The sequence below is a fragment of the Streptomyces sp. AK02-01A genome (assembly GCF_033795305.1).
Lineage (GTDB): Bacteria > Actinomycetota > Actinomycetes > Streptomycetales > Streptomycetaceae > Streptomyces.
On the sequence record NZ_JARBAE010000050.1, the window covers coordinates 17,000 to 40,250 of the forward strand.

The window sequence follows — 23,251 nt, forward strand, 5'->3', positions numbered from 1 at the left end:
CGGCTGGTTCTGCTGCTGTGTTCTCCGGGGAATCCCCCGGCCCCCCGAGCTTCCCTCAGCGTACCCGCCCGGAGAATCTACGCGGGTAGATATGGTGTCCGCAGATCACGCCGCGATTTCGGCCGGCGGACAACGACCGGAAAAATCCAGGGAAAAAACCGGACTCCCCATTGCCTGAGGACACGCTGATGTAATTGGCTGGGCTTCACAATGCGACGCTTGCCGCTGTACAAAGGAATACAGAGGAAAGCAGCATTGCCCCTTAACAGCCGGAAGGCCGGTATCGCCGCACGTCAGCCGTGTTTCCTACACGTAGCGGGCAGGGTGGTACCGCAAGAAAGGACCAATATCCGTGGCGCAGCGCGTGGTGGTCTCACTCTCCGACGACATGGACGGCGGAGCGGCGGCGGAAACGGTCACGTTCGGCCTGGACGGGAAGTCGTACGAGATCGACCTCAATCCCGCCAATGCCAAGAAACTGCGCAAGGCCCTGGCCCCGTTCATGGCCGCGGGTCGAAAGCAGACAAACGCTGGCAAGTACGGCAAGTCCCGCATCACATACCGGCACACCTCCCTCGCGCCCGACCCGGCGGCGGTCCGCGCGTGGGCGCTCTCGCACAAGATGGACGTACCGGCCCGCGGCAGGATCCCGAAGCGGGTCTACGAGGCGTTCCATGACGCCAGTTGAGGGACGCGGATCCGCACCGAGTTGCGAACCACCCCCGTTGATCGGCTAGAGTCTGGAGCACGCCGAGGGGCAAGGCCGAAAGGCCCGAACCTCACGGAGCGTGCGGGTGTAGTTCAGTAGTAGAACGCCCCCTTTCCAAGGGGGAGGCGCAGTGTGCAATTCCTGTCACCCGCTCCGCATCGCTCTCCGACCACTCCGGTGGATCCGGTAGAGTGATGGCCGCACCAGAGGTCCGGTGCGCTGCGGACGTAGCTCAGTTGGTAGAGCGCAACCTTGCCAAGGTTGAGGTCGCCAGTTCGAACCTGGTCGTCCGCTCAGAAGAAGAAGCCCTCAGCCGAATCGACTGGGGGCTTCTTCGTGTTCTGTCGGCCGAGTTGGCCGCGACCGGCGTTTCTGGCGGTCGACGTTTCTGGTGTCCGGCGTTCGTGATGTCCGGCGTTCGTGATGTCCGGCGTTCGTGATGTCCGGCGTACGTGATGTCCGGCGTACGTGATGTCCGGCGTACGTGATGTCCGGCGTTCCTCGCACCGGCGCCGATGACAAATGTCATGAGCGGTGATGACGGCGCGCACTGTCCGGCGGCCCGGTCCGGCGGAAATCTGGAGGACATGACTGAGTCTTCTTGGAACGGCGGACACGACCGCCATGCGGACCGGCCGGTGATCGAGCCGGTGATCGAGGTGGACGAGCTGCGGCGCGGCTACACCGACGGCTACGAAGCCGTGCGCGGTATCTCCTTCTCCGTGGCGCGGGGTGAACTCTTCGCGCTGCTGGGCACGAACGGCGCGGGCAAGACCTCCACCGTCGAGCTGCTGGAAGGTCTGGCCCGGCCCAGCGGCGGTTCGGTACGGGTGCTGGGCCACGACCCGTACACCGAGCGGGCGGCCGTCCGGCCTCGCGTCGGTGTGATGCTCCAGGAGGGCGGCTTTCCCTCCGATCTGACGGTCACCGAGACCGTACGCATGTGTGCCGGCTGCACCAGTGGCGCACGGCCGGCCGCCGAGGCGCTGGAGCTGGTGGGCCTCGGCAAGCGGTCGGGCGTCCGGGTCAAGCAGTTGTCCGGCGGTGAGCGGCGCCGGCTGGATCTGGCGCTCGCGCTGCTCGGCCGGCCCGAGGTGCTCTTCCTCGACGAGCCGACGACCGGGCTGGACGCCGAAGGACGGCGGGACACCTGGGAGTTGGTACGCGCGCTGCGGGACGGCGGTACGACGGTCCTGCTGACCACGCATTACCTGGACGAGGCCGAGAGCCTCGCGGACCGGCTGGCGATCATGCGGGACGGACGGATCGTGGCCGCCGGCACCCCGGCCGAGGTGACCGCCGCGCGGCCGGCCCGTATCTCCTTCGTCCTGCCCGACGGTGTCGGCGCGGCCCGGCTGCCGCTGACGCTGCGGGCGGCGGCGGACGGCTCCCGCGTCGAGATCCGTACCCGGCGGCTCCAGCGGGACCTGGGCGAACTCCTGCGGTGGGCCGAGGAGTCGGATGTACCGCTCGCCGGACTGGACGCACGGACCGCCTCCCTCGAAGAGGCGTTTCTCGATATCGCGGCGCGGAGCGCGGAAACGGTGGACGCACGATGAGCGCGATGGCGGTCTCGGAAGGCACCACGGTGACGGGACGTCTGGGCGCGCTGGGACGAGCCGAGTTGACGCTGCTCGTGCGGAACAGGGCGGCGCTCTTCGCCGCGTTGTTCGTGCCGGTGGCCATGATCGGAGCGATCAGGGCGTCGCTGAGCGGGATCGACCTCGACGGGACCGGGATCAGTGTCGCCGAGGCATCGATGACCGGCGGGATCGGCATGGTGCTGATCATGGCCGTGTACGCCAACCTCTCCTCCGCCTACACGGCCCGGCGCGAGGAACTGGTGCTCAAGCGGCTCCGTACGGTCGAGGTGTCCGACCGGGAGATCCTCGCCGGCACCGCGCTGCCCGCGGCGGCGCTGGCGTTCACTCAGTGTGCCGTGCTGGTCGCGGCCGGGATCGCGTTTCTCGGGCTGAGCGCGCCGCGGTGGCCCGTGCTGCTTGTCGGCGGAGTGCTGGCGGGTGTGGTGCTGCTCACCGCGCTGGCCGCCGCGACCTCGGCGTTCACCCGCACCGTCGAGAGCGCCCAGCTCACCACCATGCCGCTGTTTCTTCTCTCGGTGGCCGGCTCGGGCCTGTTCGTGCCGCTGGAGGCGCTGCCCGAGCGGGTCGCGTCCTTCTGCGAGCTGCTGCCGGCGACCGGCGCCATGACCCTGATCAGGGCGGGCTGGCTGGGCGGTGTCGAAGGATACGACCTGCTCGGCGCGGGACTGAACGCACTGGTCTGGACCGCGCTCGCAGTGTTTGCTGTAGGGCGGTGGTTCCGCTGGGAGCCACGGCGCTGAGGCACGGCGCGCTCGGAAGAGAGGAATCGATGTTCTGGCTGACGGACTTCTGGCGCTGGCGAAGCAGATGGAAGAGAAACAGGACCAGGAGCAATACGTTCAAGGTCGAGCTCTACACCCGCTGGTCGTTCCACTCCTTCGGCGGCTTCGAGGCCGGCTTGATCGGCGTCCCGGCGCTCGGCGCCGGTGGCGGGCGACTGGGCGGCTGGCTGTTCCTGCTGGTCTGCGCGCATGCCGGGCTGTGCACCGTCCTCCAGTCCCGGGCCCTGGACTGGCGGCTCGGCCGGCGCGAGCGGCCCGTACGGCTGCTGCTGGGCACGGCCGCGCTGTCGACGGCGGCCGTCCTCACCGTCCTTGCCCTGCTCAGCACGGGAGCCATTCCACGGAATGAGGACTACGCGTTCCTGCTGACGGGTTTTTCCGGCTTCGGTCTGGCGTCGACCGCGCTGGGCCTGCGGACGACCGCGCACATGGCGTACGCCGTGCTCGGCGCGGCGGCCACCACGGCGCTCGCCGGCCTGCTGTTCGGGCTGGGGGCCGGCAGTGTTCTGCCCCATGCGATCGGGGTCGCCGCCTCGGGCACCGGCCTTGTCTTCACCTATGTCTTCTCGGCCTGGCTGGTCCACGCCGTCTGGGAACTGGAAACAGCCCGTGAGCTGGCGACCCGGCTCGCGGTCGCGGAGGAGCGGCTTCGCTTCGGACGCGATCTGCACGATGTCATGGGCCGCAATCTCGCGGTGATCGCGCTGAAGAGCGAGCTGGCGGTCCAGCTCGCCGAGCGCGGCCGGCCGGAGGCCGTGGCCCAGATGACCGAGGTGCAGCGGATCGCGCGGGAGTCGCAGCGGGAGGTCCGGGATGTCGTACGCGGCTACCGGGAGGCGGATCTGCGCAATGAGCTCGAAGGAGCGCGCGGCGTGCTGAAGGCGGCGGGCATCGACTGCCGGATCGAGGGAGACGACGGCGGAGCGCTGTCGGCCGAGGTGCAGTCGGCCCTGGGCTGGGTGGTGCGCGAGGCGACGACAAACGTACTGCGGCACGGTGACGCGCGGCGGTGCACGGTGCGGCTGACGGCGCCGGCGGGACAGGAGGAGCGAGCGGCCGTGCTGGTCGTCGAGAACGACGGCGCACCGGATCCGGCCGCCGCCGGTGCCATGGCTCCGGCTCGTACGGGCTCCGGGCTGGCCGGACTGCGGGAGCGGCTGGCCGCGCTGGACGGCACCTTGGAGGCGGGCCGGACGGACGACGGCCGCTTCCGGCTGACGGCCCGGGTGCCGCTGCCCGCGCCGGGGCCGGCCGGCTCCGTGTCCGGTGATTCCGTGTCCGGTGATTCCATGTCCGGCCACGGCTCAATGTCCGGTGACGAGGTGGCCGCGTGACATCCGTACCCGCTTCCTCCGGGCCCGCGCCCGTGCGCGTCCTGCTCGCCGACGACGAGCATCTGATCCGCGGCGCGCTGGCCGCGCTGCTCGCGCTCGAAGACGATCTGGTGGTGGTCGCCGAGGCGGCCTCCGGCCCCGAGGCGCTGGCGATGGCCCGGGCGCACCGGCCCGATGTGGCCGTCCTCGATCTCCAGATGCCGGGCGCGGACGGTGTGAGAGTCGCCACATCGCTCCGTACCGAACTGCCCGGCTGCCGGACGATGATCGTGACAAGCCACGGCCGGCCCGGCCATCTCAAGCGGGCGCTGGCCGCGGGCGTCCGGGGCTTTGTACCCAAGACGGTCAGCGCACGGCAGCTCGCCGAGATCATCCGTACCGTGCACGCCGGAAACCGCTTTGTCGACCCGGAATTGGCGGCCGACGCGATCTCCGCCGGTGACTCGCCGCTGACGGCGCGGGAGGCCGAGGTGCTTGAGCTCGCGGAGGACGGCGCTCCGATCGCGGAAATCGCGGAGCGCGCCTCGCTCTCGCCGGGGACCGTACGTAACTATCTGTCCTCGGCCGCCTCCAAACTGGGAGCGGAGAACCGTCATACGGCAGTGCGTCTCGCCCGCGAGCGGGGTTGGGTATAGTGGTGCTCGCGCCACGGCGCATGCGGACGTAGCTCAGTTGGTAGAGCGCAACCTTGCCAAGGTTGAGGTCGCCAGTTCGAACCTGGTCGTCCGCTCAGAAGAAGAAGTCCCCGGTCGATTCGGCCGGGGACTTCTTCGTGTCCGCCGCTTCGGCGGTCTGCCGGTCTACTGCCAGCTCGTGCCCGTGAGGCGTTCGTACGCCTCCAGATACTTGGCCCGGGTGGCGTCGACGACCTCCTGCGGCAGCGCGGGCGGCGGCTGCTCGCTCTTGCGGTCCCAGCCGGAGGCCGGCGAGGTCAGCCAGTCGCGTACGTACTGCTTGTCGTACGACGGCTGGGCGTGGCCCGGCTCCCAGGTTTCGGCGGGCCAGAAGCGCGAGGAGTCCGGGGTCAGCACCTCGTCCGCGATCACCAGCCGCTCTCCGTCGAAGCCGAATTCGAACTTGGTGTCGGCGAGGATGATCCCGCGGTCGCGGGCGACATCACGGGCCCGGCCATAGACGTCGAGAGTGGTCCGGCGCAGCAGTGCGGCGGTCTCGGCGCCGACCTGGCGGGCCACTTCCTCGTACGGCACATTCTCGTCGTGGTCGCCGACGGCGGCCTTGGTGGCGGGCGTGAAGATCGGCGCGGGCAGCTCGGAGCCGTCCACCAGGCCCTCCGGCAGCGCGAGTCCGCAGACGGTGCGGGACTCCTCGTACTCGATGAGGCCCGAGCCGGTGAGATAGCCGCGGGCGACGCACTCCACCGGGACCATCCGGAGCGATGTACAGACAAGCGTGCGACCGGCCCAGTCGGCGGGAGCGCCATCGGGAAGATCGGTCGAGATCACATGGTTCGGTACGAGGTCCTGGAGCAGGTCGAACCACCAGAGCGAGAGCTGGGTGAGGACCCGGCCCTTGTCGGGGATCACGGTGGGCAGCACCCAGTCGTACGCGGAGATACGGTCGCTGGCGACCATCACGAGGTCGCCCGCCTCGTTCTGGTACAGATCACGCACCTTGCCGGTGTGGATGTGCACCAGACCCGGCACCTGAAGGGGCTCGGGCTTTTCTACGAATCCGGACACGGTTCCTCCCCGTGGTTCTGTCCGATCTTGGAGATCGTCTCGATTCTCCCGTATGCCGGAAGTCGGGGCTCGCAGGGGTGGCGTTCGCCGGTTCCGCGCCGCGCGGACGGGCGGCGTCAGTCCCGTTTGCAGATCCGGTCCAGGAGGTTGGCGGTCGCACGCTGGACGCGGGAGTCGACATGGCCCGGGCGGTCCAGCTTCGGGGACCAGGCGAAGGTGCCGGAGGCGAAGACCAGGGCTCCGGACGGCGCGCGGTAGAGCGAGGTCTCCTGGTGGCGCCGGGCGTTCTCGCTGTCGCGGTACGGGGAGTGCGCGAGCAGGATCCGGTCCTGGTGCTCGGGCAGGGCCGTGCGCGGGAAGTAGCGGTCGGCCTCGCCGGCGACCAGTCCTTCGATCTCGTCGCCCTCGCCCGCGCCGGTGGACTCCCAGAGCCAGTGATCGGCGTTCCGTACGACCAGCGGATGCGGCTCGGGGACCCGGCCCGCGTACTGGATACCGAGCAGTTGCTGCTCCGGCTTGTCCATCTCACGCCAGAGCGTGGGCCGCCCGGGGCCACGGCGCTTGAGGCAGGTGAGCAGCCGGTCGGGGACGCCGGAGGCCGACGGCCCCAACTCCACCTGCCAGTACATGGTGTTCGCGGAGAGGAAGACGAGGGACGTGCCCTGCTCGCGCGCCAGCTCGACCGTGCGCCGCATCGGAACCGACCAGTACTCGTCGTGGCCCGGGAAGACCAGGCCGCGGTAGCGGGTCGGATCGATACGGCCGGCGTGCAGGTCGCGGGTGTCGGCGTAGGCGAGGTCGTAGCCGTAACGCTCCGCCCAGCGAATGAAGTCGTAGGCGTGACCGACATGCATCGGCAGGCCCGCGCCCGCGTAGGGACGGTCGAAGGAGACCGTGGTCGCCGCGTCCTCCTCGCCGAGCAGCCGGCCCTGCTCGTCCCAGGCGTGATAGAGGCTGGCGCCCGTGTGACCGTCCTCCGGATAGAGGTTGTACGCCTGCCAGGTGATGTCGGGCAGCAGAAGAAGCAGATCGGCCGGCCGGTTGTCGCGGACGGTGAAAGGGATGTGGGAGCGGTGGCCGTCGAGCGTGGTGAGCACCGCGACATAGGCGCCGAGCGACCAGTGTGAAGGGATCTGGAGCCGCCACGACAGCCACCAGTGGTGGCAGGAGAGCGTGCGGTCCGCGGCGAGCGGAGGCGGCTGGACGATGCCGGAGAGCCGGGGGCTGGTGGTTATCTTGAAGGCGCCGTCGCCGCCGTAGTGTCCGATCCGGTAGACGTCGACGGAGAACTGCTGGGGCGGGTCGACGGTGACATGGAAGTCGATCGCCTCGCCGGGAGCGACGGCGCCGTTGGACGCGAAGCCCTTGATCTGACGGCGTACGTCGTCGGCGGTACGCGGGCCGCCGCCGCTGCGTCCCAGGCTCGGGTCGGCGTACCAGGGCACGACCTGGCCCGTGTCGTCGAAGTAGTTCTCGCTGCCGCGCAGCCAGGGCAGTGGGCCCTGGCCGAAGGGATCGCTGATCGCATGGGCGAGAGCGCCCGATTCCCATCGCCTGATGTGGTCCGCCCCCATGTGCTCCCCTCCTCCGAGCCCCCGTGCCAACGGTTGGCGACAACAGTTGGCACGGCCGCTGATACGAGCGTTGATGTGAGCGTCGACGAGCCGGTGATACGACCGTTTATCCGGCCGATGACGCGGCCGGCTGCGAGCCCCGACCCCCAGCACATCACATAACGCACGCGGTCCGTCACCGTTCGTCGCGAAAAGACGTTAACGGAACGTATTGGTTCGCGTGCGGAGTGTGGTAGGGCGTGCGTGTCGGAGTGCGGGAACGGACAGATGTGGTGAGGGGAGTGGACGGGGAGCGTAGGTGTTGCGTAGAGGCGCAGAAGGCGGCTCGTGGGGCGCGGGAGGCGCGAGGGCGGCGCGGGGGCTCACACGAGTCGTACCGGTTTCTCGGCGCGCACTCCCAGCGCGGCCAGCCAGGAGCGCAGTGGCTCGGCGTCGCCGTCCTCGACCAGGCTGAGGACGCGTCCGCCCAGATCCGTGCGGCGCCGGCCGTCGACAAGCAGAGCCGGACCGTCGAGCCAGTCCAGGCCGGGAGCGGCGCCCGCCGTGTCGACGGCCGAACAGCAGACCATCGCCGTGACATGGTCGGCGAGCAGCTCGCGTTCGGTGCGGGGCGGCTGAAGCGGGAAGAGAGGCAGCGGCTCGGCGCCCCAGAGCGCGAGAGCGTCGCCTCCGCCCTCGGCCGGCGCCGGTGGGCTCGCCGCCTCCTCGCGGGCCAGCTCCGCGCTGATCCCGGCGGCCAGAGCGGCACCGGCCGGCCGGCCTCCGGCGGATCCGCTCTCGTATCCGGAGAGGTGGTCCAGCACCCGCTCCAGCGTGGGGCCGGGCGCCAGGACGGCACCCGAAGGATCGACCGAGCGCCGTATCCCCATGGCGTCCAGGACGCGGTGCAGCCTGGCGGCTTCCGTACGCCACTTACGGTCGACGACCTCCTCCGGATACTGCTGCCAGTCGACCGGAGACCAGTCGGAACCGGACCCGGCCGGACCGCCGTGGAAGAGGCGCGCGGCCAGCAGGGAAGCGGCCTCGTCGATCGCGCCGGGTTCTTCGAGGAGATCGCAGGCGGGCCGCTCGCCGAGCCGGGACGCGAAGCCCTCGGCGAGGCGGTCGCGGCGCGCGAGCTCGGTGAGGGCCGACACCACGCCCGCGTCCAGCCGGGAGGGCCAGCGGCCCATGCGCCAGGCGGGCAGGGCGACCCGGGTCAGCAGCCGGTCCCAGCCCGCGTAGGCGAGGCCGACCTGCTCCTGGGCGACGATCCGCACGCCGTAGTCCACCGCCTGCGCACGCTCGGACGCGGCCGCCGCCACGCCACGCTCCATCTGCGCGGCATGCTCGCCACAACTGCGCAGCAGCAGCCGGGCGACACGGCCGACGATCCCGAGCACCGCGCCGCGTACGGTCCAGCGGCCCGGTCTGGACGCGACGGCGACCGCGGCGTCCAGGCCGCGGACGAAACGGCGGGCGGCCGCTATGTCCGGATGCGCCGAAGGCCCCGTACCGGCGACGACCGGGGCGAGCACCGCGCGCAGCTCGGCGACCCGCATCCACCAGAGGAACGGCGAGCCGATCACCAGTACGGGTGTGGCGGCGCTCCGTGCGCGGCCTCTTCGGCGTCCGGCGCCCGGGAGGGGGCGCGGATGGGCATGGGCGTGCGCCGGATGCGTACGGTCCTCCAGCCAGCTGTCGCAGTCGGGCGTGAGGGCTATGGCGGAGGGAGCCGGTACGTCCAGCCGCTCCGCGAGATCGCGGACCAGCCGGTAGAGATCGGGCGCGGCCTTCTCCGTGAGCGCCACGGTGGGGCTGAGGGCGGGCCGGGCGCGGGCGACGACGGCCGCGACGGCGCCGGCGAGGACCAGCACCACCAGCGCGAGGGCCGTCACGACCCAGCGGGCGGCGTCCCAACTCCCGCCTCGCATATGGCCGGTGGCCTCACCCGCGAACAGCACGACCGCGAAGGCCGCAGGCAGCAGGGCGACGGCAACCGCCCTGCTGCGGATACGCAGCACGGCGAGGGCGCGGGCACGGGCACCCAGAGCACCCATTTCCTCGCCGATACGTGAACCGGAACCGGACATGGTCGGACCTCACCCCCTCTGCCCTGCGGCGGTGTAGCTCACTCCCCCACTGTGGCACCCGCCACCGACATCGCAATGCCGGTGGGCCAAGTGCCGGAGCGCTTGCGCCGCACCCTAGTTGGGCTCCGGAGACCCGTCATCCGGATGGACCATCCATCACCCGATGGAATGGCTCTGGTCAAAGCCGCTGACGCGGCGGGGTTCGGGCCCAGGTTTGAGGGCGTTCCGGCCGCGGGCGCCGCCGGAACGCGCGGGCGCGTGAGCCGGAGTGCGGGCCGGGATCCGCCGGTGACCTGCGGGGATGGGCGCGCCCGGAGCGGACAGGACCGGCGCTCCGGGCGCGCCATCGGGCGGCGTGCGCGAGAGTGGGAATCCCTGTCCCGTGACGCCGGGGCACCGGGCCACCGGAACACGCGGGACAGAGTGCCGAGGACCCTGGCGAGGTCCGCCGTACGACGATGTCCGCCGTACGGCGGGGAGCGCGCGACATCCGCCGTAGGACGAAGGCCGCGCTCTGTACGGCTGAGGCCGCGCGCTGTACGGCTGGCCGCGCGCCGGGTCAGGCGGTCAGGCGCCCGCTGCCTCGCGGGCGATGTCCGTACGGTGCTGGGAGCCCGCCAGGCGGATCCGGCCGAGCGCCGTGTACGCCCGCTCGCGGGCCTGTGTCAGGTCCTTGCCCGTCGCCGTGACCGACAGCACGCGGCCACCGGCGCTCACGACCGTGTCGCCGTCCCGCCTGGTCCCGGCGTGCAGGACATACGCGTCGGGCGCGTCCCGCGTCACGATCTCGTCCAGGCCCTCGATCGGGTCGCCGGTGCGCGGTGTGTCCGGATAGTTGTGCGAGGCGACAACGACGGTGACCGCGGCGTCGTCACGCCAGGCCAGCGGCGGCAGATCCGCGAGCGTTCCCTCGGCCGCGCCCAGCAGGACACCCGCCAGCGGCGTCTTGAGCCTGGCCAGGACCACCTGGGTCTCCGGGTCGCCGAAACGGGCGTTGAACTCGATGACCCGTACTCCGCGGCCCGTGATCGCGAGCCCCGCGTACAGCAGGCCCGAGAAAGGCGTACCGCGACGGCGCAGTTCGTCGACCGTGGGCTGGAGGACGGTCTCCAGGACCTCGTCCACCAGCTTGGGATCGGCCCAGGGAAGCGGGGAGTACGCGCCCATGCCGCCGGTGTTGGGACCTTCGTCGTTGTCGAGGGCGCGCTTGAAGTCCTGCGCGGGCTGAAGCGGAAGGACCGTCACGCCGTCGGTGATGGCGAAGAGCGATACCTCGGGACCGTCGAGAAACTCCTCGATGACCACCCGTCCACAGGCCAGCGCGTGCTCGCGGGCCACGGCGAGATCCTCGGTCACGACCACGCCCTTGCCTGCGGCGAGCCCGTCGTCCTTGACGACGAACGGCGGACCGAAGGCGTCGAGCGCGTCGTCGATCTGCCGCGGAGTGGTGCAGACATAGCTACGGGCCGTCGGCACGTTCGCCGCGGCCATCACGTCCTTGGCGAAGGCCTTGGAGCCCTCCAGCTCGGCCGCTTCCCGCGACGGGCCGAAGCACGGGATGCCCGCGTCCCGTACGGCGTCCGCGACCCCGGCCACGAGCGGCGCCTCGGGCCCGACGATGACAAGCCCGGCCTCCAGCTCGGTCGCGAGCCGGGCCACGGCCGTCCCGTCCAGCGCGTCCACCGGGTGGAGCTCGGCAACGTCGGCGATCCCGGCGTTGCCGGGCGCGCAGTACAGAGCGGTGACGTCGGGGTCGAGGGAGAGAGAGCGGCACAGGGCGTGTTCGCGGGCGCCGCCGCCGATGACAAGGACCTTCACGTGGGGCAGCCTAGCCGGGACGGAGGCCGTCTTCGTTTGCGGGCCTTGGAGGGGCCGCCGAGAGACGGCCCGCTACTCGTTGGTGTATTCCTCCACAACCGTCGCGCCCAGCTCGCGCACGATCAGGTCATGACCGGAGAGCGCGGAGTCGACGAGATCCGGATCGTCCTCCTCCGGAGTGTCGTCCTCCGGGGCCACCGGAGGCGGTGCGACGGGCGAGCCGGATCTGCCGTCCGGCGGCCGTGGCGGCGCGGAACGCGACGGTGCGGGGCCGGTGGACGCCTGAGCCGCGGGCGGCGGCGACGGTGCGGCGGGAGGAGCGGGGCGCTGCGCCGAGGGCGAGGCCTGGGCCGGGCCGGCCGGCCCGGCGATGTATCCACCGCCGTTCCCCGCTCCGCCGCCGTAACCACCGCCGCCGCTTCCGGCGCCACCACCGCCGTACCCGCCGCCACCGGCGAATCCGCCACCGGTCCCGCCGCCGCCACCGGCCGTCACCGGCTGCGGAGTGCCGCCCGACGGGTCGACGATCGCCTCGATCTTCCACCGCACGTGGAACTGCTCGGCCAGCGCCTGCTTGAGCACTTCCTCGCTGCCGCTGCTGGTGAAGTTGTCACGGGCTCCCGCGTTGATGAAGCCGATCTGGAGCGTCGTCCCGTCGAAGCCCGCGACCTGTGCGTTCTGGCTGAGCAGGATCCAGGTGAACCGGCGGCGGTTCTTCACGGCCTCCAGGATGTCCGGCCACATGTTCCGCACCTGGCCGGCGCCCTGCGCCGCGCCGGAGCCGGCGACGGCGGGCGCGGGAGCGGCAGGCGCGGCGGGCTCCGGCGCGGCAGCGGGTACGGGCTGTTTTGTTGCCTGGCCCTGACCCTGGCCCTGCCCCTGGCTCTGTCCCTGGCCCGGTGTGGACGCGGTGGGCCAGCCACCGGGACGGCGACCGGCCTCCGGCGCGGCGGCACCGGGCGCGGCGGCACCCGGCACGGCGGCACCCGGCCAGGCGCCGGGCCGCGCCGGCTCCGCGACGGGATCGGACACGGGCGGGGCGGCGGGCGCGGGCATGGCAGGCGCGGGCATGGAGGGCACGGGGCCCTGCGGCGGCGCCGGATCCGGGCCGCCACGCATCGACGGTGGTGCGGGAGCGTGCGGCCCCGGCTGCGGCACGTATCCCATCGCGGAAACCGGGCCTCCGGCCGAGAAGGCGGCCGCACCGGTGGAGACGGCGGCCGCGGCACCGCGCTCCAGCCGGTCGAGCCGCGCCTGCACCGAACGCTCGTCGTCGAAGGCCGCCGGCAGCAGCACCCGCGCGCAGATCAACTCCAGTTGCAGCCGCGGCGACGTGGCACCGCGCATCTCGGTCAGCCCGGTGTTGACCAGATCGGCCGCCCGGCTCAGCTCGGCCGCGCCGAAGACCGAGGCCTGGGCCTGCATCCGCTCGACGACATCGGCGGGAGCGTCGATCAGCCCCTTCTGCCCGGCATCCGGCACGGCGGCCAGGATGACGAGGTCGCGCAGCCGCTCCAGCAGGTCGGCGACAAAACGCCGCGGGTCGTTGCCGCCCTCGATGACCTGATCCACGACCTCGAACGCCGCGGCTCCGTCACCTGCCGCGAAGGCGTCGACGACGGAGTCCAGCAGCGATCCGTCCGTATATCCGAGCAAGGACGTGGCCATGGCGTACGTCACACCGTCCTCGGCCGCGCCGGCGAGGAGCTGGTCCATGACGGACATCGAGTCACGCACGGACCCGCCACCGGCCCGTACGACCAGCGGCAGCACGCCGTCCGCGACGGGGATCTGCTCCTTCCCGCACACTTCGCCGAGGTAGTCGCGCAGCGTCCCCGGCGGCACCAGCCGGAACGGATAGTGGTGCGTACGCGACCGGATCGTGCCGATGACCTTCTCCGGCTCGGTGGTCGCGAAGATGAACTTGAGATGCTCGGGCGGCTCCTCGACCACCTTCAGCAGGGCGTTGAAACCCGCCGAGGTGACCATGTGCGCCTCGTCGATGATGTAGATCTTGTACCGGCTGCCCGCCGGGCCGAAGAACGCCTTTTCCCGGAGGTCACGGGCGTCGTCCACACCACCGTGCGAGGCGGCGTCAATCTCGATGACATCGATCGACCCCGGACCGTTCCTGGCCAGGTCCTGGCAGGACTGGCACTTCCCGCACGGCGTCGGCGTGGGCCCCTGCTCGCAGTTCAGACAGCGGGCGAGGATGCGCGCGCTCGTCGTCTTCCCGCAGCCACGCGGGCCACTGAACAGGTACGCATGGTTGACCCGGTTGTTCCGCAGCGCCTGCTGCAGTGGATCAGTGACATGCTCCTGCCCGATGACCTCGGCGAATGACTCGGGGCGATAACGGCGATACAGCGCAAGGGACGACACACCTACGACGATATCGGCCCGCTCCGACAACGCACCCGTACCACCACCCCACGCAAGCGCCCCTCACGCACCCGCCAGAGCCGACCTACCCTTGCTGCCTTCCGGCCCTGGGGGAGTTCAGTCAGATAGCGCCACGTGAGGGGCTCCGCACACAGTACCCGATGCCAGAGGTGGGGAACGAGTTCGCGAGCACTCCTCGGCGTCTTGTATTGTTTGCCGCGGAGGATTCGCCTAGAGGCCTAGGGCGCACGCTTGGAAAGCGTGTTGGGGGCAACCCCTCACGAGTTCGAATCTCGTATCCTCCGCCATTGCTCTCACCGGGCAATACGAAGAAGGCCCTGACCAGTTTCGACTGGTCAGGGCCTTCTTCGCGTGCCGGTCCGAGACCGGGCAGTGAGACATCACACGCGGCGACGCGGTGGGCCCTTCGTGATCTTCCGTCTCAGTTTTCGTCTCAGTTACGGTCTGAGGGGCCCTCGTTCGAGCCGTCTCCGCTGTCTGCGCTCGCTTCCGGCGCAGGGCCCCAGAGCGCTTCACCGACCTGCTGCGCGACGTTCTTCAGCATGGGTCCAGTGACGTGCATGTACCGGGCCCTCATCCGTGCTGAGCCGCCCGGCTCCCATCCCATGATGGCGTCCACGACCACATCGGGAACCCCGAGCAGGAGCAGCACGGTCCCGGCGGTGTGGCGCGCATCGTGCAGGCGCCCGTCCCGTACGCCCGCGTCCTTAAGGAGTTGCTTCCAGCGGTGGTAGTCCGTGTTCGGGATGAGCGGTCCGCCGGTCGGCTGCGCGAAGACGTATCCCTTCTCCTCCCACAGCTCACCGGCTGCCTTCTTCTCTCCTGCCTGTTCCTCCATGTGCTTGCGGAGCAGCTTGATGAGCGGGCTCGGGAGACCGATGGTCCGACGGCCGGCACGGGACTTGGTCTTCTTGAACTCCCGGCGGATCTGCTTGCGCTCCGGGCAATAGCCGGGCTTCCGGCCGCACTTGTCGCCACAACCATGCTCGTACCGCGGGCGCAGGCGGTTCTTGCGGATACGGATGTACCCGGCGTCCAGATACACGTCTTCCCACATCAGCCCGAGCGCCTCACCCTGGCGCAGGCCGAGGGCAAGGGCGATGACCCAGCGGGTGCTGTTCCGGAGCTTCGACGCCTCCAGTAGGAGACTCTGGATCTCCTCGATGGTGTACGGCTCGATCTCCTCCTCATCGAGGCTCGGGGCCTTGGCGATCTCGGCAACGTTCTTGGTGACGTGGCCGCGACGGACCGCCTCGCTCAGCGCGACGCGGATGGTCCTGTGAACGTGGTGGGCGGTTCCGGCGGCGCTGCCGCTCTTCTGCATCCGCTCGTAGAACTCTTCGAGGTGTTCTGGCTCCAACCTCTCCAGCTTGTGGGCACCGAGGCCGGCCACGAGGTGGACTCTGACGTCCACCTCGTATCCGTCGTAGCTGTTCTCGCTGACGTACTTCTTGGCGATGTTCTGGACCCAGTGCTCAAGCCAGGTCTTGACGGTCCACTGCTGCCCCGCCTTCCGTACCTTCCCGTCCTTGCGCTGACGCTCCAGCTCGCGAACTGCCTCGGTGACTTCGGCGCGGGTCTTTCGCTCGACGTGTCGGCGGTCCGGCTTGCCGTCAGAACGGACGCCGACGGTGACGCGGCCGTGCCACTTACCGTCATTGCCGAGGTAGATGGACGAGGCACCATTCGGCTGGCGTGTGCGCTTCTTCTCTGTCACAGACAGCCTCCTCAGGCAGCGGAAGTGAGAGGGGTGTGCCGGGATTGGCGAAGTTGGGCGACGTAATCGATGACCGCATCCGCTGGAATCCGGCGGAGACGGCCGACGGTGACGGACTCGATCTGCCCTGAGCTCACGAGGCTGTAGCAGAGCGTCCGGCCGATGCGGAGGCGCCTGGCTGCCTCTTCCACCTTCAGGAGGACAAGGGTCTGGTCGTAGTCGGTGAGCGTCGCAGCGCTCTCAGGGGCGTTCATGGGCTCGCTCCTCTGCGTGCCGCCACAGAAACCACGTAATACACAGAAAGCCGGGGTCGACGGTTTGATCTGCGGTTTCGTGGACTGTTGGGCGGTTGGGCTGGCTGCCACAGAAAGGATTGGAAGTCCCACAGAAATAAGGCGCGGGTATTTTGTGTGACTTCCGGGTGTTTCTGTGGCAGGGGCGCAGGACCCCCGGTTGGGGGTTCCGGTGCTGGTCAGGGGGTTGCAGTCGGGTTTTTGTGTATTACGTGGTTTCTGTTACGCGGTCCGGCCCGCTCAGCCGGTGGCGACGCCACAGATGCGGGGGTGAAGGAGGTAGCGGGGGGAGGGCGGCCGGCCGCGTCCGCCGGTCCGCTGGACCGGTTGCATGCGCACCCAGCCGTGGTCGTCGAGGAGATCGAGGGCGGGTTCGAGGTCCGCGACGGTGGCGAACTCGGAGCGCGAGAGCTTGACCAGCAGATCGCGCTTACTGATGTCCACCGCGTCGTGCTGGCGCAACGTCTCCAGCACGGTGGTAGCGCGGGCGACGGTGGGATCGGCTCCCATGCGGTCGAAGACGGCCAGGGCGTGTGTGGCGAAGTACTCGCCCAGTTCGATGGCCGCGCTCACGGTGTCCGCCGTAACGGGGCGGGTGTGGGCGTTGGTGCCGTGCTCGGCAAGGTGCAGAAGCCCGGCGATCCGGGCGGTCGCGCCGACGAGCTTTCCCGCCCAGTCGCTGATGTGCCCGAACGCCCCACCCCTCGCGGCGAGTTTGGGCTCTACGCGGTCCTGGAAGGCCAGGAGAGCCGCGTCCGCGTCAGTGGTGAGCTGAAGTACCGCCGGGTCCGTCCAATCGGCCAGGAACAGCGTCAGATCGATGATCCGCTGCGTGTACTTCTCACGGACTTCCGCCGGGATGGGGTCCGGGGCGGACTTGCGGCGACCGACCATCGATTCGGGCAGCGAGTACAGGAAACGCCCGAGCAAGCCACGACCGCGTCCGCCTTTGATGCGGCCGATGTCATCCAGAACCTGAGGTTGCACGCACAGGCCCATGGTCAGCGCGGGGTGGTCGATGTACTCCCTTCTCGTCTGCCGGTCCACGCGCAGCCGGTCCCCGGCGTGGCCTTTGAGGAACGGCCCCATGTTCGGGGCGCCGGAGTAGCGGCCCGCGATGATGTCGAAGATCTCGCCTTCCGCCGACATGACGGAGATGCGTCCGCCCTGCTCTGCCATGCGGGAAATGACGGTTTCCGCCGTGGCGTCGTCCGCGAGCAACTGCGGCTCCACCGGGATAGTCACGGCTTCGGCGGCCTCCGCCATGCCCACGGCCGTTACTACAAGCGCGTCGCGCTGTCCGGCATCGGCGGACGCCGCTTTGGTCGCGGCTCGTTCTGCTGCTTCCTTGGCGATGCGGGCGGTCATCTGCGCTTCGGCGATGGCCGGTTGGGTGTTGGTCTTGAGCTGCTTCTCGGCATCGAAGATGGGGCCGGTCAGCAGGTCGAAGACGGCGGACTTCCGGTTGGCCGGCGGCAGCGCGGTGACCGTGAACAGGTTCGTCGGCTCGCGCCAGTTCCCCCGGATATGGACCACCGCACGCCCACCGGCGGCCGTGGCCAGCACTGACAGGGCGACGCATCCGGCGAGGTCCACCGGGGTCTGAGTCTCCTCAGCCACCGCCTCGACAAACTCCCGCACCCACGCGGGGAACGTGTGGGAGGGGAAGTCGCGCAGCTTCCGGTTGCCGGTGAGCGGTACGGGCTCCTCCCACACCGGCGGCAGCACCTCGTCCGCCTCGGGCGGGGACGCGTCGTCCCACAGGTCGGTGCTCATGCCGCACTCACCCTTTCCAGGGCACCGCCCCGGGTGAGTCCGGAGCAGACAGCGGTGCGGCACTCGCCCGCCGACAAGCCCAGCGCCATCCCGGCCGCCGTGAGTTCGCTGGTGACATCTGCCTCGGTGAGGTCTTGCGTCCGTACAAGCCGGGCGAGGGCGTAGGCGGCGAAGTACAGAGCACGATTACGGCCGCCCTCGCGGGCGGACTGCACCTTTTCCAGCTCCCCACGAAGAGCGACGGTGCTGTAGGCGGTGGCGTTGCGCATGCGGGCGGCCAGGTCCGCGAGCGGCATCGGGGCCAGTGCGGGCGGCGGGGTGAGCAGGTCAGTAAGCCACGCAGGGAGGGGGATCGGGGGCGCGTCGTGAATGACCTCGTACTGGCGGTTGCCCACGATGCTGCCGACCGCCACCACGTACCCGCCCCAGGCCCGGGTATCGACCTTCCACCCCAGGGCATCCGCCGTGCTGCGTAGCCGCTTTCCCTCAGGCGCCGTGAAGTAGAGCTGTTGCCCACCGCTTCGGGTGCGCACGGTGTACGTCTCGGTCGGCATCCGCGCTCCGGCCCGCTCGCACAGCACGGCGAACACGTCCAGGCCGTCCGCGACGCCCAACGCGGCCCACTCCGGCGGCGGGACGTCATCGGCACGCTTGGGCAGGTCCAGGTCCACCACGACAAGCCCGGCAGGTCCGGTAGCAATACCGACGTTGTACGGGGCCCTCTGCCAGCACGTGGTGATGGTGGCGGTGTCGAGGGTCGCGCGCTGCTCGGGGGTGCGGTGACCGCTTGCGCAGCGGCCGGTGCGGGGGCAGTGGCGTTCGGGGTGTCCTGTGGGCCGCTTGTCGCTGGGGCGCAGAGGGAAGACGGGCCAGCCGTGTTCGGCTGCGCTCAGCGCGGCGGACAGCAACGCGGTTGCGGGGGGATGGGTCATGCTGGCGGTTCTCCTGTTCTGTGATGGAGCGGGGAGAGCCGGGGCGGTCCGGGACTTTGGCGAGGCACGGACCGCCCCGGGCGTAGCTACTTGGCGGCGCGGCGGATCAGGCTGGCGATGACCGAGACGGTCGACCAGTCCCATCCCGCGAGCCAGTCCACGATCCGCAGGTCGTAGGTGCCGAGATCGACGCCTGCCGCTTCGAGTTCGCTCAACAGGACGTCGCGCTGCCCGGCGTCGCCGGCAAAGCCGAACGGTGGGGCGGGGATCGGTCCGTCGGAGACGGGGTCATTGGCCCTCATGCCGCGTCCTTTCCGGCGGGGAGTTCCGGCAGTCCGGCCTTTTCGAGCGTCTGCGGATTGAAGCCGGGCAGAGCGGCGCGGGCAGCCAGTGCCTGCGCGAGCGCTTCGGCATACGCCGCTCCCTCGCGCGCTACCTCGATCTGCGTGTGGCCACGGATGGTCTCGATCCGTTCCACGTGCGCGTGTTCCTCGTGCCGGATCGTGGTGCCGCGCTCGTAGGCGAGGGTGTCCCGCCGGTCGGTGCGCCAGTACCGGGCAGCGATCCCGTACGCGACGGCCGTCGCCACGGCCCACAGCAGGAGGGGGAGCGGCAGTCCGTCGGCGTATCCGGCGACCCCTGCGAGAGCGAGGCTCCCGGAGGTGGCGAACGCGATTCCTGCGAGGACCCCGTCACCCCCGGAGCGGCCGGCCGCCGCGAACACCCCGGCGACTCCAGCTCCAGCCGAGAGCACGATCATCAACGCGGCGTTGCCGACGCTGTGTTCGGCCCCGTTCGCGTTCCAGATCCTGCCGAGGATCAGCACCGTCGATGTCGCGACGGCGGGTACCACCTTGGGGGCGGCGTGAGCGAGCCAGTGGGAATGGGTCAGTGGTTCGTTCATGGTGGGCCGCTCCTTCACAGGTTTTGGACGGCGGTCATCACGGCGGTGGCGAGTTGGTTGATGGGCCCGGCCGCCCCGGTCGAGGCGAGGAAGAACCCGAACATCACGGCGATGAACGCGGCCCCGTAGCCGAGGGAGTTGGAGCGGAGCAGGAAGAACAGGACGAGGCCGAACAGGAAGACGAGAGAGATGGTCAGAGCCACGGCAGCGGGCTCCCTTCGGTGAGGTGAGGCAGGGGCGGTCAGTTGGTCCCGTCGTGGTGGATGCGGGTCGCGACGTTGTAGAGGTGGCGGCCGACGCGTATGCGCTTGCCGGTGGCCTTGCAGCGGCGGCAGTCCTTGCCGCGCTTGGCCCGGCCCTTGCGGTCGGTCTTCATCACGAAGCCCCACCCACGGCAGCGGCGGCAGTTCCCGAACGGGGACACCGCACACCACCCGACATAACAGAACGTGACAGCGAGAAGGAGTGCGCTAGCAGCGAAGACAGGGGTCATCAGAGGCCCTCCCGGGCAGTTTCCAGGGTTTTCGCAGGCAGGCCGCTATGCGCTAGCGGCCTGATCAGATACCGAATGGGCCGCTATCGGGGCTGCTATCGATAGCAGGTGCAGGCGCTATCGATAGCAGCCCCGGACGGTCAGCTCGCGTCCCGGTTTTCGTCACGCTCCGCAACAGCAGAGGCGATGTCAGCTCGCTTGATACCGCGCTTGTTGACGAACTTTCCGTCGATGCGGCGCCCGACCTGCCCCACTGCGATGCCATACGGCTTGAGGGCAGCCGTCAGGTGCGCGGTCTGCTCCTCACCCGACATACGGGCCCAGTCGCCGTACCGCTCCGGGCGCAGGTCCGCGAGGCGTTCGACCACGCTCTCGTTCCACACCTTCGCCTCATCCGCCGGGATCACGGCGAGGACGTCCGCCAACAGCGTTTCCCCGCTGGTGTCGCTGACCTCGAAGGCTTCGCCGAGCGCGTACCCGGAGAGCGTGCCGGCCGCCTCGCGCAACTTGCGGGCCCGCAGGGCAATCCGTTCGGCTACTACCGCGTCGATGTTCGCGGCGCTGACGATGCGGGCGTCCGCGCCTTCGCCGACGAAGTAGTGAATGCCCTTGTCGCCCCAGGCGAACATGGTCGCCCGGATGCCCCGCTTGTAGCTGGACGTGCCGAGGACCATGTCGTTCTCCAACTGGCCCATGACCTTCAGGCACCACCGGGCCGAGGCGTTCGCGCTGATACCCGTGGGCAGGGCCTTCGCGTCCGGCCGCTGCGTGGCGAGCAGCAGCACGATCCCGGTGGCTGGGCCGCGCTTGACGAGGTCGGTGCAGATCTCTTCGAACTCCGCCCCGTACTTGGGGTGTTCGAACCACTTCTGGCACTCGTCGACCCCGATCACGATCGGGTGCAGCCCGAGCTTGCGTTTGCTCGCGAGCTCGGATGTCACCTTGGACTCGGGGCAGAGATCACGGGGCAGGGAGCGGATCAACTTCGCCCGCTGCCGCAGCACCTCACGTACTTCCCGCAGGTCGGCCAGGGCGTATTCGAAGTCCTCTTCCTCTTCCCCCGCGCGGTGCCGGTGCGAGACCGGATCGCCCACGGGATCAAGGTCGCCGGTGCCTTTCAAATCGTAGGTGTGCAGCTCAGCACGCACATCCAACGCGGCGATCAGCAGCAGCAACCTCAGCAGGAACGTCTTGCCCATACGCGGGATCGCCCCGATGACACCGGCGATGTACATGAGGGTGATCTCCACCCACCGCCCGCGCTGGTCGGTGCCGAAGGCGACCGGCTTGAACAGGTCGACCGCACCGCCCTTGACCAGCGGCCACGTGGGCTTGACTGCCTTGGACATGTCCTGATCACCCACCCACAACACCAACCGGCCGGTGTGCTCGTCCGGCACCGCTTCGGGCCACACACACCCCAGCGGGCGGCGCAATCCGGACGCGAGCCGGTCACGGCGCTCGATGACATCGGTGACCGTGACCCCGTACGGGAGGTTCCCCTCCGCACGCCACCCGGGCCCGTCTCGGGTGATCGGCGCGGTGAACTGGAAACCGTCCCGGCCCTTGCTCTGCGCCTGGTTGATGGCGGGGACGCCGAGCGACCCGAGGGCCCGCAGCACGATGTCACTGGTCAACTTCGGCGCGGTCGGCAACTCGACCGCGCGGGTCACGACCGGCGCATCGGCCCGTGTGCCGGCCGCACCCAAAGCGAGCACCACCGCCCCGACGGACAGGGCCTGCAACCAACCGGGCGCTAGCACGTAGACGGCGAGTGCCGCACCGAGCCCGACGAAGATCGCCAACGCCGTGACCAGCGTACGCATCCGTACCCGACCATCCCGCTGACGGGACAGCTTCAGGTACTCGGCAGCATCCTCGCGGCGGACCGACGCGAGCCTGACCGGCTCGCCCTCACGGTCGGCAACCCACCGCATCGACCCACCCAGGAACGTCGCAGCCCCACGCGGCGACTGCAACGCCAGTCGGCCCGCGTAGTACGGGGAACGCAACGCGTGGTACCCGACCAGGTGGCCGTAGTGCCCGGCCGCCCACCGGGTAGCCGTCTTCAGTTCAGCGCTGGAGCGCAGCCACACCGGGATCGTGTCCCGCCGCTTCGCCCCCATCAGCCGACCCAGGTAACCCGGGCCGACCGGCGCCGGACCGTCGACCATCACGGTCGCCGACGGGTCGCGCGACTCCGGGACTGACCCGTCGGCAGACCCGCTGCCCGACTGCCCAGCAGCCGATTCGGGCGACGGGTCGGCCAAATCGTTGCGGGCCGACCGTGCCTTGTCCAGGTCGACCACATCCGCCCCCGAGTCGCCCCCGGAATCGGGCGACGGGTCGGGGGTGAAGTCGGCCACGAGGTCGGCTTCGAGTTGGTTGAGGTGTTCGTTCTCTTCCTCGTGATTCACTGAATGTCCTCCCCGGACACAAGGGGTTGGAAGGGGTCTGGACGGCGGTCTTGCGAGAACCCGCTGGGGGTGTGGTGGTCTTGGTCGGGGGTGCCGCGCGGGTTCGGTTTCGGTGTCTGCGTCAAGATGGGGCCTCCGATCGGTGGAGGGGGCATTGGGATGGGTTACGACCTGCGAGCAGTGATTGCTGACGGGGAAGTGCTGCGCGGCACGGCGCTTGACGTGCCGGATGCGCGGCTGGCATCGATCGGTCAGGGGCTGTCGCTGATGCCTATGACAGACGTCTTCTTTGATTCCTTCGCAGACGGCAGCGACGTGGGCACTTTGGGGTTCTGGCGGCTGCCGGAAGAGTTCGGAAAAACTCTGGCTGACTGGTCTACCGCTGGGCCAGTGGCCTACGTGGAAGCCGAGTACTTCGGCGGTGTGGGCGAGCAGCAGGCTGCCGTCTGGGACGCCGGCACCATCGTGCTGGGACCCCTCCATGTGCAGGAGGGCGAGCCGTTTCCGCCTGCTGGCAGTCCCATCTCTCAGGCACTTCGGCGGTTGGGCGTAGTGGCAAGCGCCAGCGAGGACGAGTTCTCAGCCGTGGGGTTGGACCGGCATCGACACGGCGAGGCATGGATCGCTTGAGGAGCGAGTTCCGAATCCCCGGATGAACAGGCAAGTTCCTGGCTGTACTCGCAAATCTGCTCGTGATTGCGAGAACCTGGTGCGCTTGTCGGA

The 23,251-nt window shown here is 69.8% G+C and carries 20 protein-coding genes, 4 tRNA genes and 1 other RNA gene; 10 read left to right on the forward strand and 15 right to left on the reverse strand.

The genetic code is table 11. The features are described from left to right. The first annotated feature begins 352 nt into the window (after positions 1–352). The 8 genes from PV679_RS31090 (at position 353) to PV679_RS31125 (ending at position 5,159) form a co-directional block, all read left to right on the forward strand. Entirely contained in the window at positions 353–688 is a 336-nt protein-coding gene (locus PV679_RS31090; RefSeq protein ID WP_319683995.1) for an Lsr2 family protein, read from the forward strand. A gap of 102 nt (positions 689–790) precedes the next feature. Further along, positions 791–862, forward strand: a tRNA-Gly gene (locus PV679_RS31095). A 68-nt stretch (positions 863–930) separates the two neighbouring features. After that, positions 931–1,003: transfer RNA gene (locus PV679_RS31100), tRNA-Gly, on the forward strand. A 293-nt stretch (positions 1,004–1,296) separates the two neighbouring features. Continuing rightward, positions 1,297–2,268 carry an ABC transporter ATP-binding protein gene (locus PV679_RS31105; protein WP_319683997.1) on the forward strand — a complete coding sequence of 324 codons (972 nt, stop codon included), beginning with the start codon at positions 1,297–1,299 and terminating at the stop codon, positions 2,266–2,268. 5 nt (positions 2,269–2,273) lie between these two features. After that, entirely contained in the window at positions 2,274–3,053 is a 780-nt protein-coding gene (locus PV679_RS31110) for an ABC transporter permease (protein ID WP_319683999.1), read from the forward strand. A 29-nt stretch (positions 3,054–3,082) separates the two neighbouring features. Continuing rightward, positions 3,083–4,429, forward strand: coding sequence for a sensor histidine kinase (locus tag PV679_RS31115; RefSeq protein ID WP_319684000.1), 1,347 nt, complete (start codon positions 3,083–3,085; stop codon positions 4,427–4,429). Continuing rightward, on the forward strand, positions 4,426–5,064 hold the full coding sequence (locus PV679_RS31120) for a response regulator transcription factor (RefSeq protein ID WP_319684002.1): 639 nt from the start codon (positions 4,426–4,428) through the stop codon (positions 5,062–5,064). The genes PV679_RS31115 and PV679_RS31120 overlap by 4 nt, the downstream gene beginning before the upstream one ends. A 22-nt stretch (positions 5,065–5,086) precedes the next feature. Continuing rightward, positions 5,087–5,159: transfer RNA gene (locus PV679_RS31125), tRNA-Gly, on the forward strand. 70 nt (positions 5,160–5,229) lie between these two features. On the opposite strand, the gene PV679_RS31130 is transcribed toward PV679_RS31125, so the two are convergent. The 6 genes from PV679_RS31130 to ffs all read right to left on the reverse strand — a co-directional run bounded on the left by PV679_RS31130 (position 5,230) and on the right by ffs (position 14,122). Further along, the gene (locus PV679_RS31130) at positions 5,230–6,129 is read right to left on the reverse strand and encodes a phosphoribosylaminoimidazolesuccinocarboxamide synthase (protein WP_319684004.1); all 900 of its coding nucleotides are present in this window, start codon (positions 6,127–6,129) and stop codon (positions 5,230–5,232) included. A gap of 116 nt (positions 6,130–6,245) precedes the next feature. Beyond that, positions 6,246–7,703, reverse strand: a complete 1,458-nt coding sequence (locus PV679_RS31135; RefSeq protein ID WP_319684005.1) for a N,N-dimethylformamidase beta subunit family domain-containing protein — start codon at positions 7,701–7,703, stop codon at positions 6,246–6,248. A gap of 362 nt (positions 7,704–8,065) precedes the next feature. Then, positions 8,066–9,775 (reverse strand): hypothetical protein, encoded by a 1,710-nt coding sequence (locus PV679_RS31140; protein ID WP_319684007.1) that lies wholly within the window; start codon positions 9,773–9,775, stop codon positions 8,066–8,068. Between the two features lie 567 nt (positions 9,776–10,342). Continuing rightward, entirely contained in the window at positions 10,343–11,593 is a 1,251-nt protein-coding gene (gene purD / locus PV679_RS31145; RefSeq protein WP_319684009.1) for a phosphoribosylamine--glycine ligase, read from the reverse strand. A gap of 72 nt (positions 11,594–11,665) precedes the next feature. Continuing rightward, positions 11,666–13,975 (reverse strand): DNA polymerase III subunit gamma and tau, encoded by a 2,310-nt coding sequence (locus PV679_RS31150; RefSeq protein ID WP_319684011.1) that lies wholly within the window; start codon positions 13,973–13,975, stop codon positions 11,666–11,668. Positions 13,976–14,027: 52 nt separating this feature from the next. Next, positions 14,028–14,122: signal recognition particle sRNA small type (ffs, locus tag PV679_RS31155), an RNA gene on the reverse strand. A 73-nt stretch (positions 14,123–14,195) separates the two neighbouring features. Between ffs and PV679_RS31160 the strand changes: the two genes are divergently transcribed. Continuing rightward, positions 14,196–14,283: transfer RNA gene (locus tag PV679_RS31160), tRNA-Ser, on the forward strand. A gap of 146 nt (positions 14,284–14,429) precedes the next feature. Here the strand turns inward: PV679_RS31160 and PV679_RS31165 are convergent. The 9 genes from PV679_RS31165 to PV679_RS31205 all read right to left on the reverse strand — a co-directional run bounded on the left by PV679_RS31165 (position 14,430) and on the right by PV679_RS31205 (position 22,528). Then, positions 14,430–15,713: a site-specific integrase gene (locus PV679_RS31165; protein ID WP_319684013.1), complete on the reverse strand. Its 1,284-nt coding sequence runs from the start codon at positions 15,711–15,713 to the stop codon at positions 14,430–14,432. An 11-nt stretch (positions 15,714–15,724) separates the two neighbouring features. Then, positions 15,725–15,967 (reverse strand): excisionase family DNA-binding protein, encoded by a 243-nt coding sequence (locus PV679_RS31170; protein WP_319684014.1) that lies wholly within the window; start codon positions 15,965–15,967, stop codon positions 15,725–15,727. 279 nt (positions 15,968–16,246) lie between these two features. Next, complete coding sequence (locus tag PV679_RS31175) at positions 16,247–17,782, reverse strand: YfjI family protein (protein WP_416069840.1); 1,536 nt, start codon at positions 17,780–17,782, stop codon at positions 16,247–16,249. Beyond that, positions 17,779–18,714, reverse strand: a complete 936-nt coding sequence (locus PV679_RS31180) for a bifunctional DNA primase/polymerase (RefSeq protein ID WP_319684017.1) — start codon at positions 18,712–18,714, stop codon at positions 17,779–17,781. The genes PV679_RS31175 and PV679_RS31180 overlap by 4 nt, the downstream gene beginning before the upstream one ends. 86 nt (positions 18,715–18,800) lie before the next feature. Continuing rightward, positions 18,801–19,016: a hypothetical protein gene (locus PV679_RS31185; RefSeq protein WP_319684020.1), complete on the reverse strand. Its 216-nt coding sequence runs from the start codon at positions 19,014–19,016 to the stop codon at positions 18,801–18,803. After that, positions 19,013–19,618 (reverse strand): hypothetical protein, encoded by a 606-nt coding sequence (locus tag PV679_RS31190; protein WP_319684022.1) that lies wholly within the window; start codon positions 19,616–19,618, stop codon positions 19,013–19,015. Before PV679_RS31190 ends, PV679_RS31185 begins: the two co-directional genes overlap by 4 nt. 14 nt (positions 19,619–19,632) lie before the next feature. Next, complete coding sequence (locus PV679_RS31195) at positions 19,633–19,821, reverse strand: hypothetical protein (protein WP_319684023.1); 189 nt, start codon at positions 19,819–19,821, stop codon at positions 19,633–19,635. Between the two features lie 38 nt (positions 19,822–19,859). Next, a complete protein-coding gene (locus tag PV679_RS31200) occupies positions 19,860–20,111 on the reverse strand; it encodes a hypothetical protein (protein ID WP_319684024.1) in 252 nt (83 codons plus the stop codon). 140 nt (positions 20,112–20,251) lie between these two features. Next, positions 20,252–22,528, reverse strand: a complete 2,277-nt coding sequence (locus tag PV679_RS31205; RefSeq protein ID WP_319684026.1) for a cell division protein FtsK — start codon at positions 22,526–22,528, stop codon at positions 20,252–20,254. 159 nt (positions 22,529–22,687) lie between these two features. Between PV679_RS31205 and PV679_RS31210 the strand changes: the two genes are divergently transcribed. Next, positions 22,688–23,158 (forward strand): hypothetical protein, encoded by a 471-nt coding sequence (locus PV679_RS31210; RefSeq protein WP_319684028.1) that lies wholly within the window; start codon positions 22,688–22,690, stop codon positions 23,156–23,158. Positions 23,159–23,251: the final 93 nt, after the last annotated feature.

Coding starts and splice junctions, on each gene's coding strand:
- PV679_RS31105 (WP_319683997.1), top strand. CDS start 1,297: ATGACTGAGTCTTCTTGGAACGGCGGACACGACCGCCATGCGGACCGG.
- PV679_RS31110 (WP_319683999.1), top strand. CDS start 2,274: ATGGCGGTCTCGGAAGGCACCACGGTGACGGGACGTCTGGGCGCGCTG.
- PV679_RS31115 (WP_319684000.1), top strand. CDS start 3,083: ATGTTCTGGCTGACGGACTTCTGGCGCTGGCGAAGCAGATGGAAGAGA.
- PV679_RS31135 (WP_319684005.1), bottom strand. CDS start 7,703: ATGGGGGCGGACCACATCAGGCGATGGGAATCGGGCGCTCTCGCCCAT.
- PV679_RS31140 (WP_319684007.1), bottom strand. CDS start 9,775: ATGTCCGGTTCCGGTTCACGTATCGGCGAGGAAATGGGTGCTCTGGGT.
- PV679_RS31170 (WP_319684014.1), bottom strand. CDS start 15,967: ATGAACGCCCCTGAGAGCGCTGCGACGCTCACCGACTACGACCAGACC.
- PV679_RS31175 (WP_416069840.1), bottom strand. CDS start 17,782: ATGAGCACCGACCTGTGGGACGACGCGTCCCCGCCCGAGGCGGACGAG.
- PV679_RS31180 (WP_319684017.1), bottom strand. CDS start 18,714: ATGACCCATCCCCCCGCAACCGCGTTGCTGTCCGCCGCGCTGAGCGCA.
- PV679_RS31185 (WP_319684020.1), bottom strand. CDS start 19,016: ATGAGGGCCAATGACCCCGTCTCCGACGGACCGATCCCCGCCCCACCG.
- PV679_RS31190 (WP_319684022.1), bottom strand. CDS start 19,618: ATGAACGAACCACTGACCCATTCCCACTGGCTCGCTCACGCCGCCCCC.
- PV679_RS31200 (WP_319684024.1), bottom strand. CDS start 20,111: ATGACCCCTGTCTTCGCTGCTAGCGCACTCCTTCTCGCTGTCACGTTC.
- PV679_RS31210 (WP_319684028.1), top strand. CDS start 22,688: ATGGGTTACGACCTGCGAGCAGTGATTGCTGACGGGGAAGTGCTGCGC.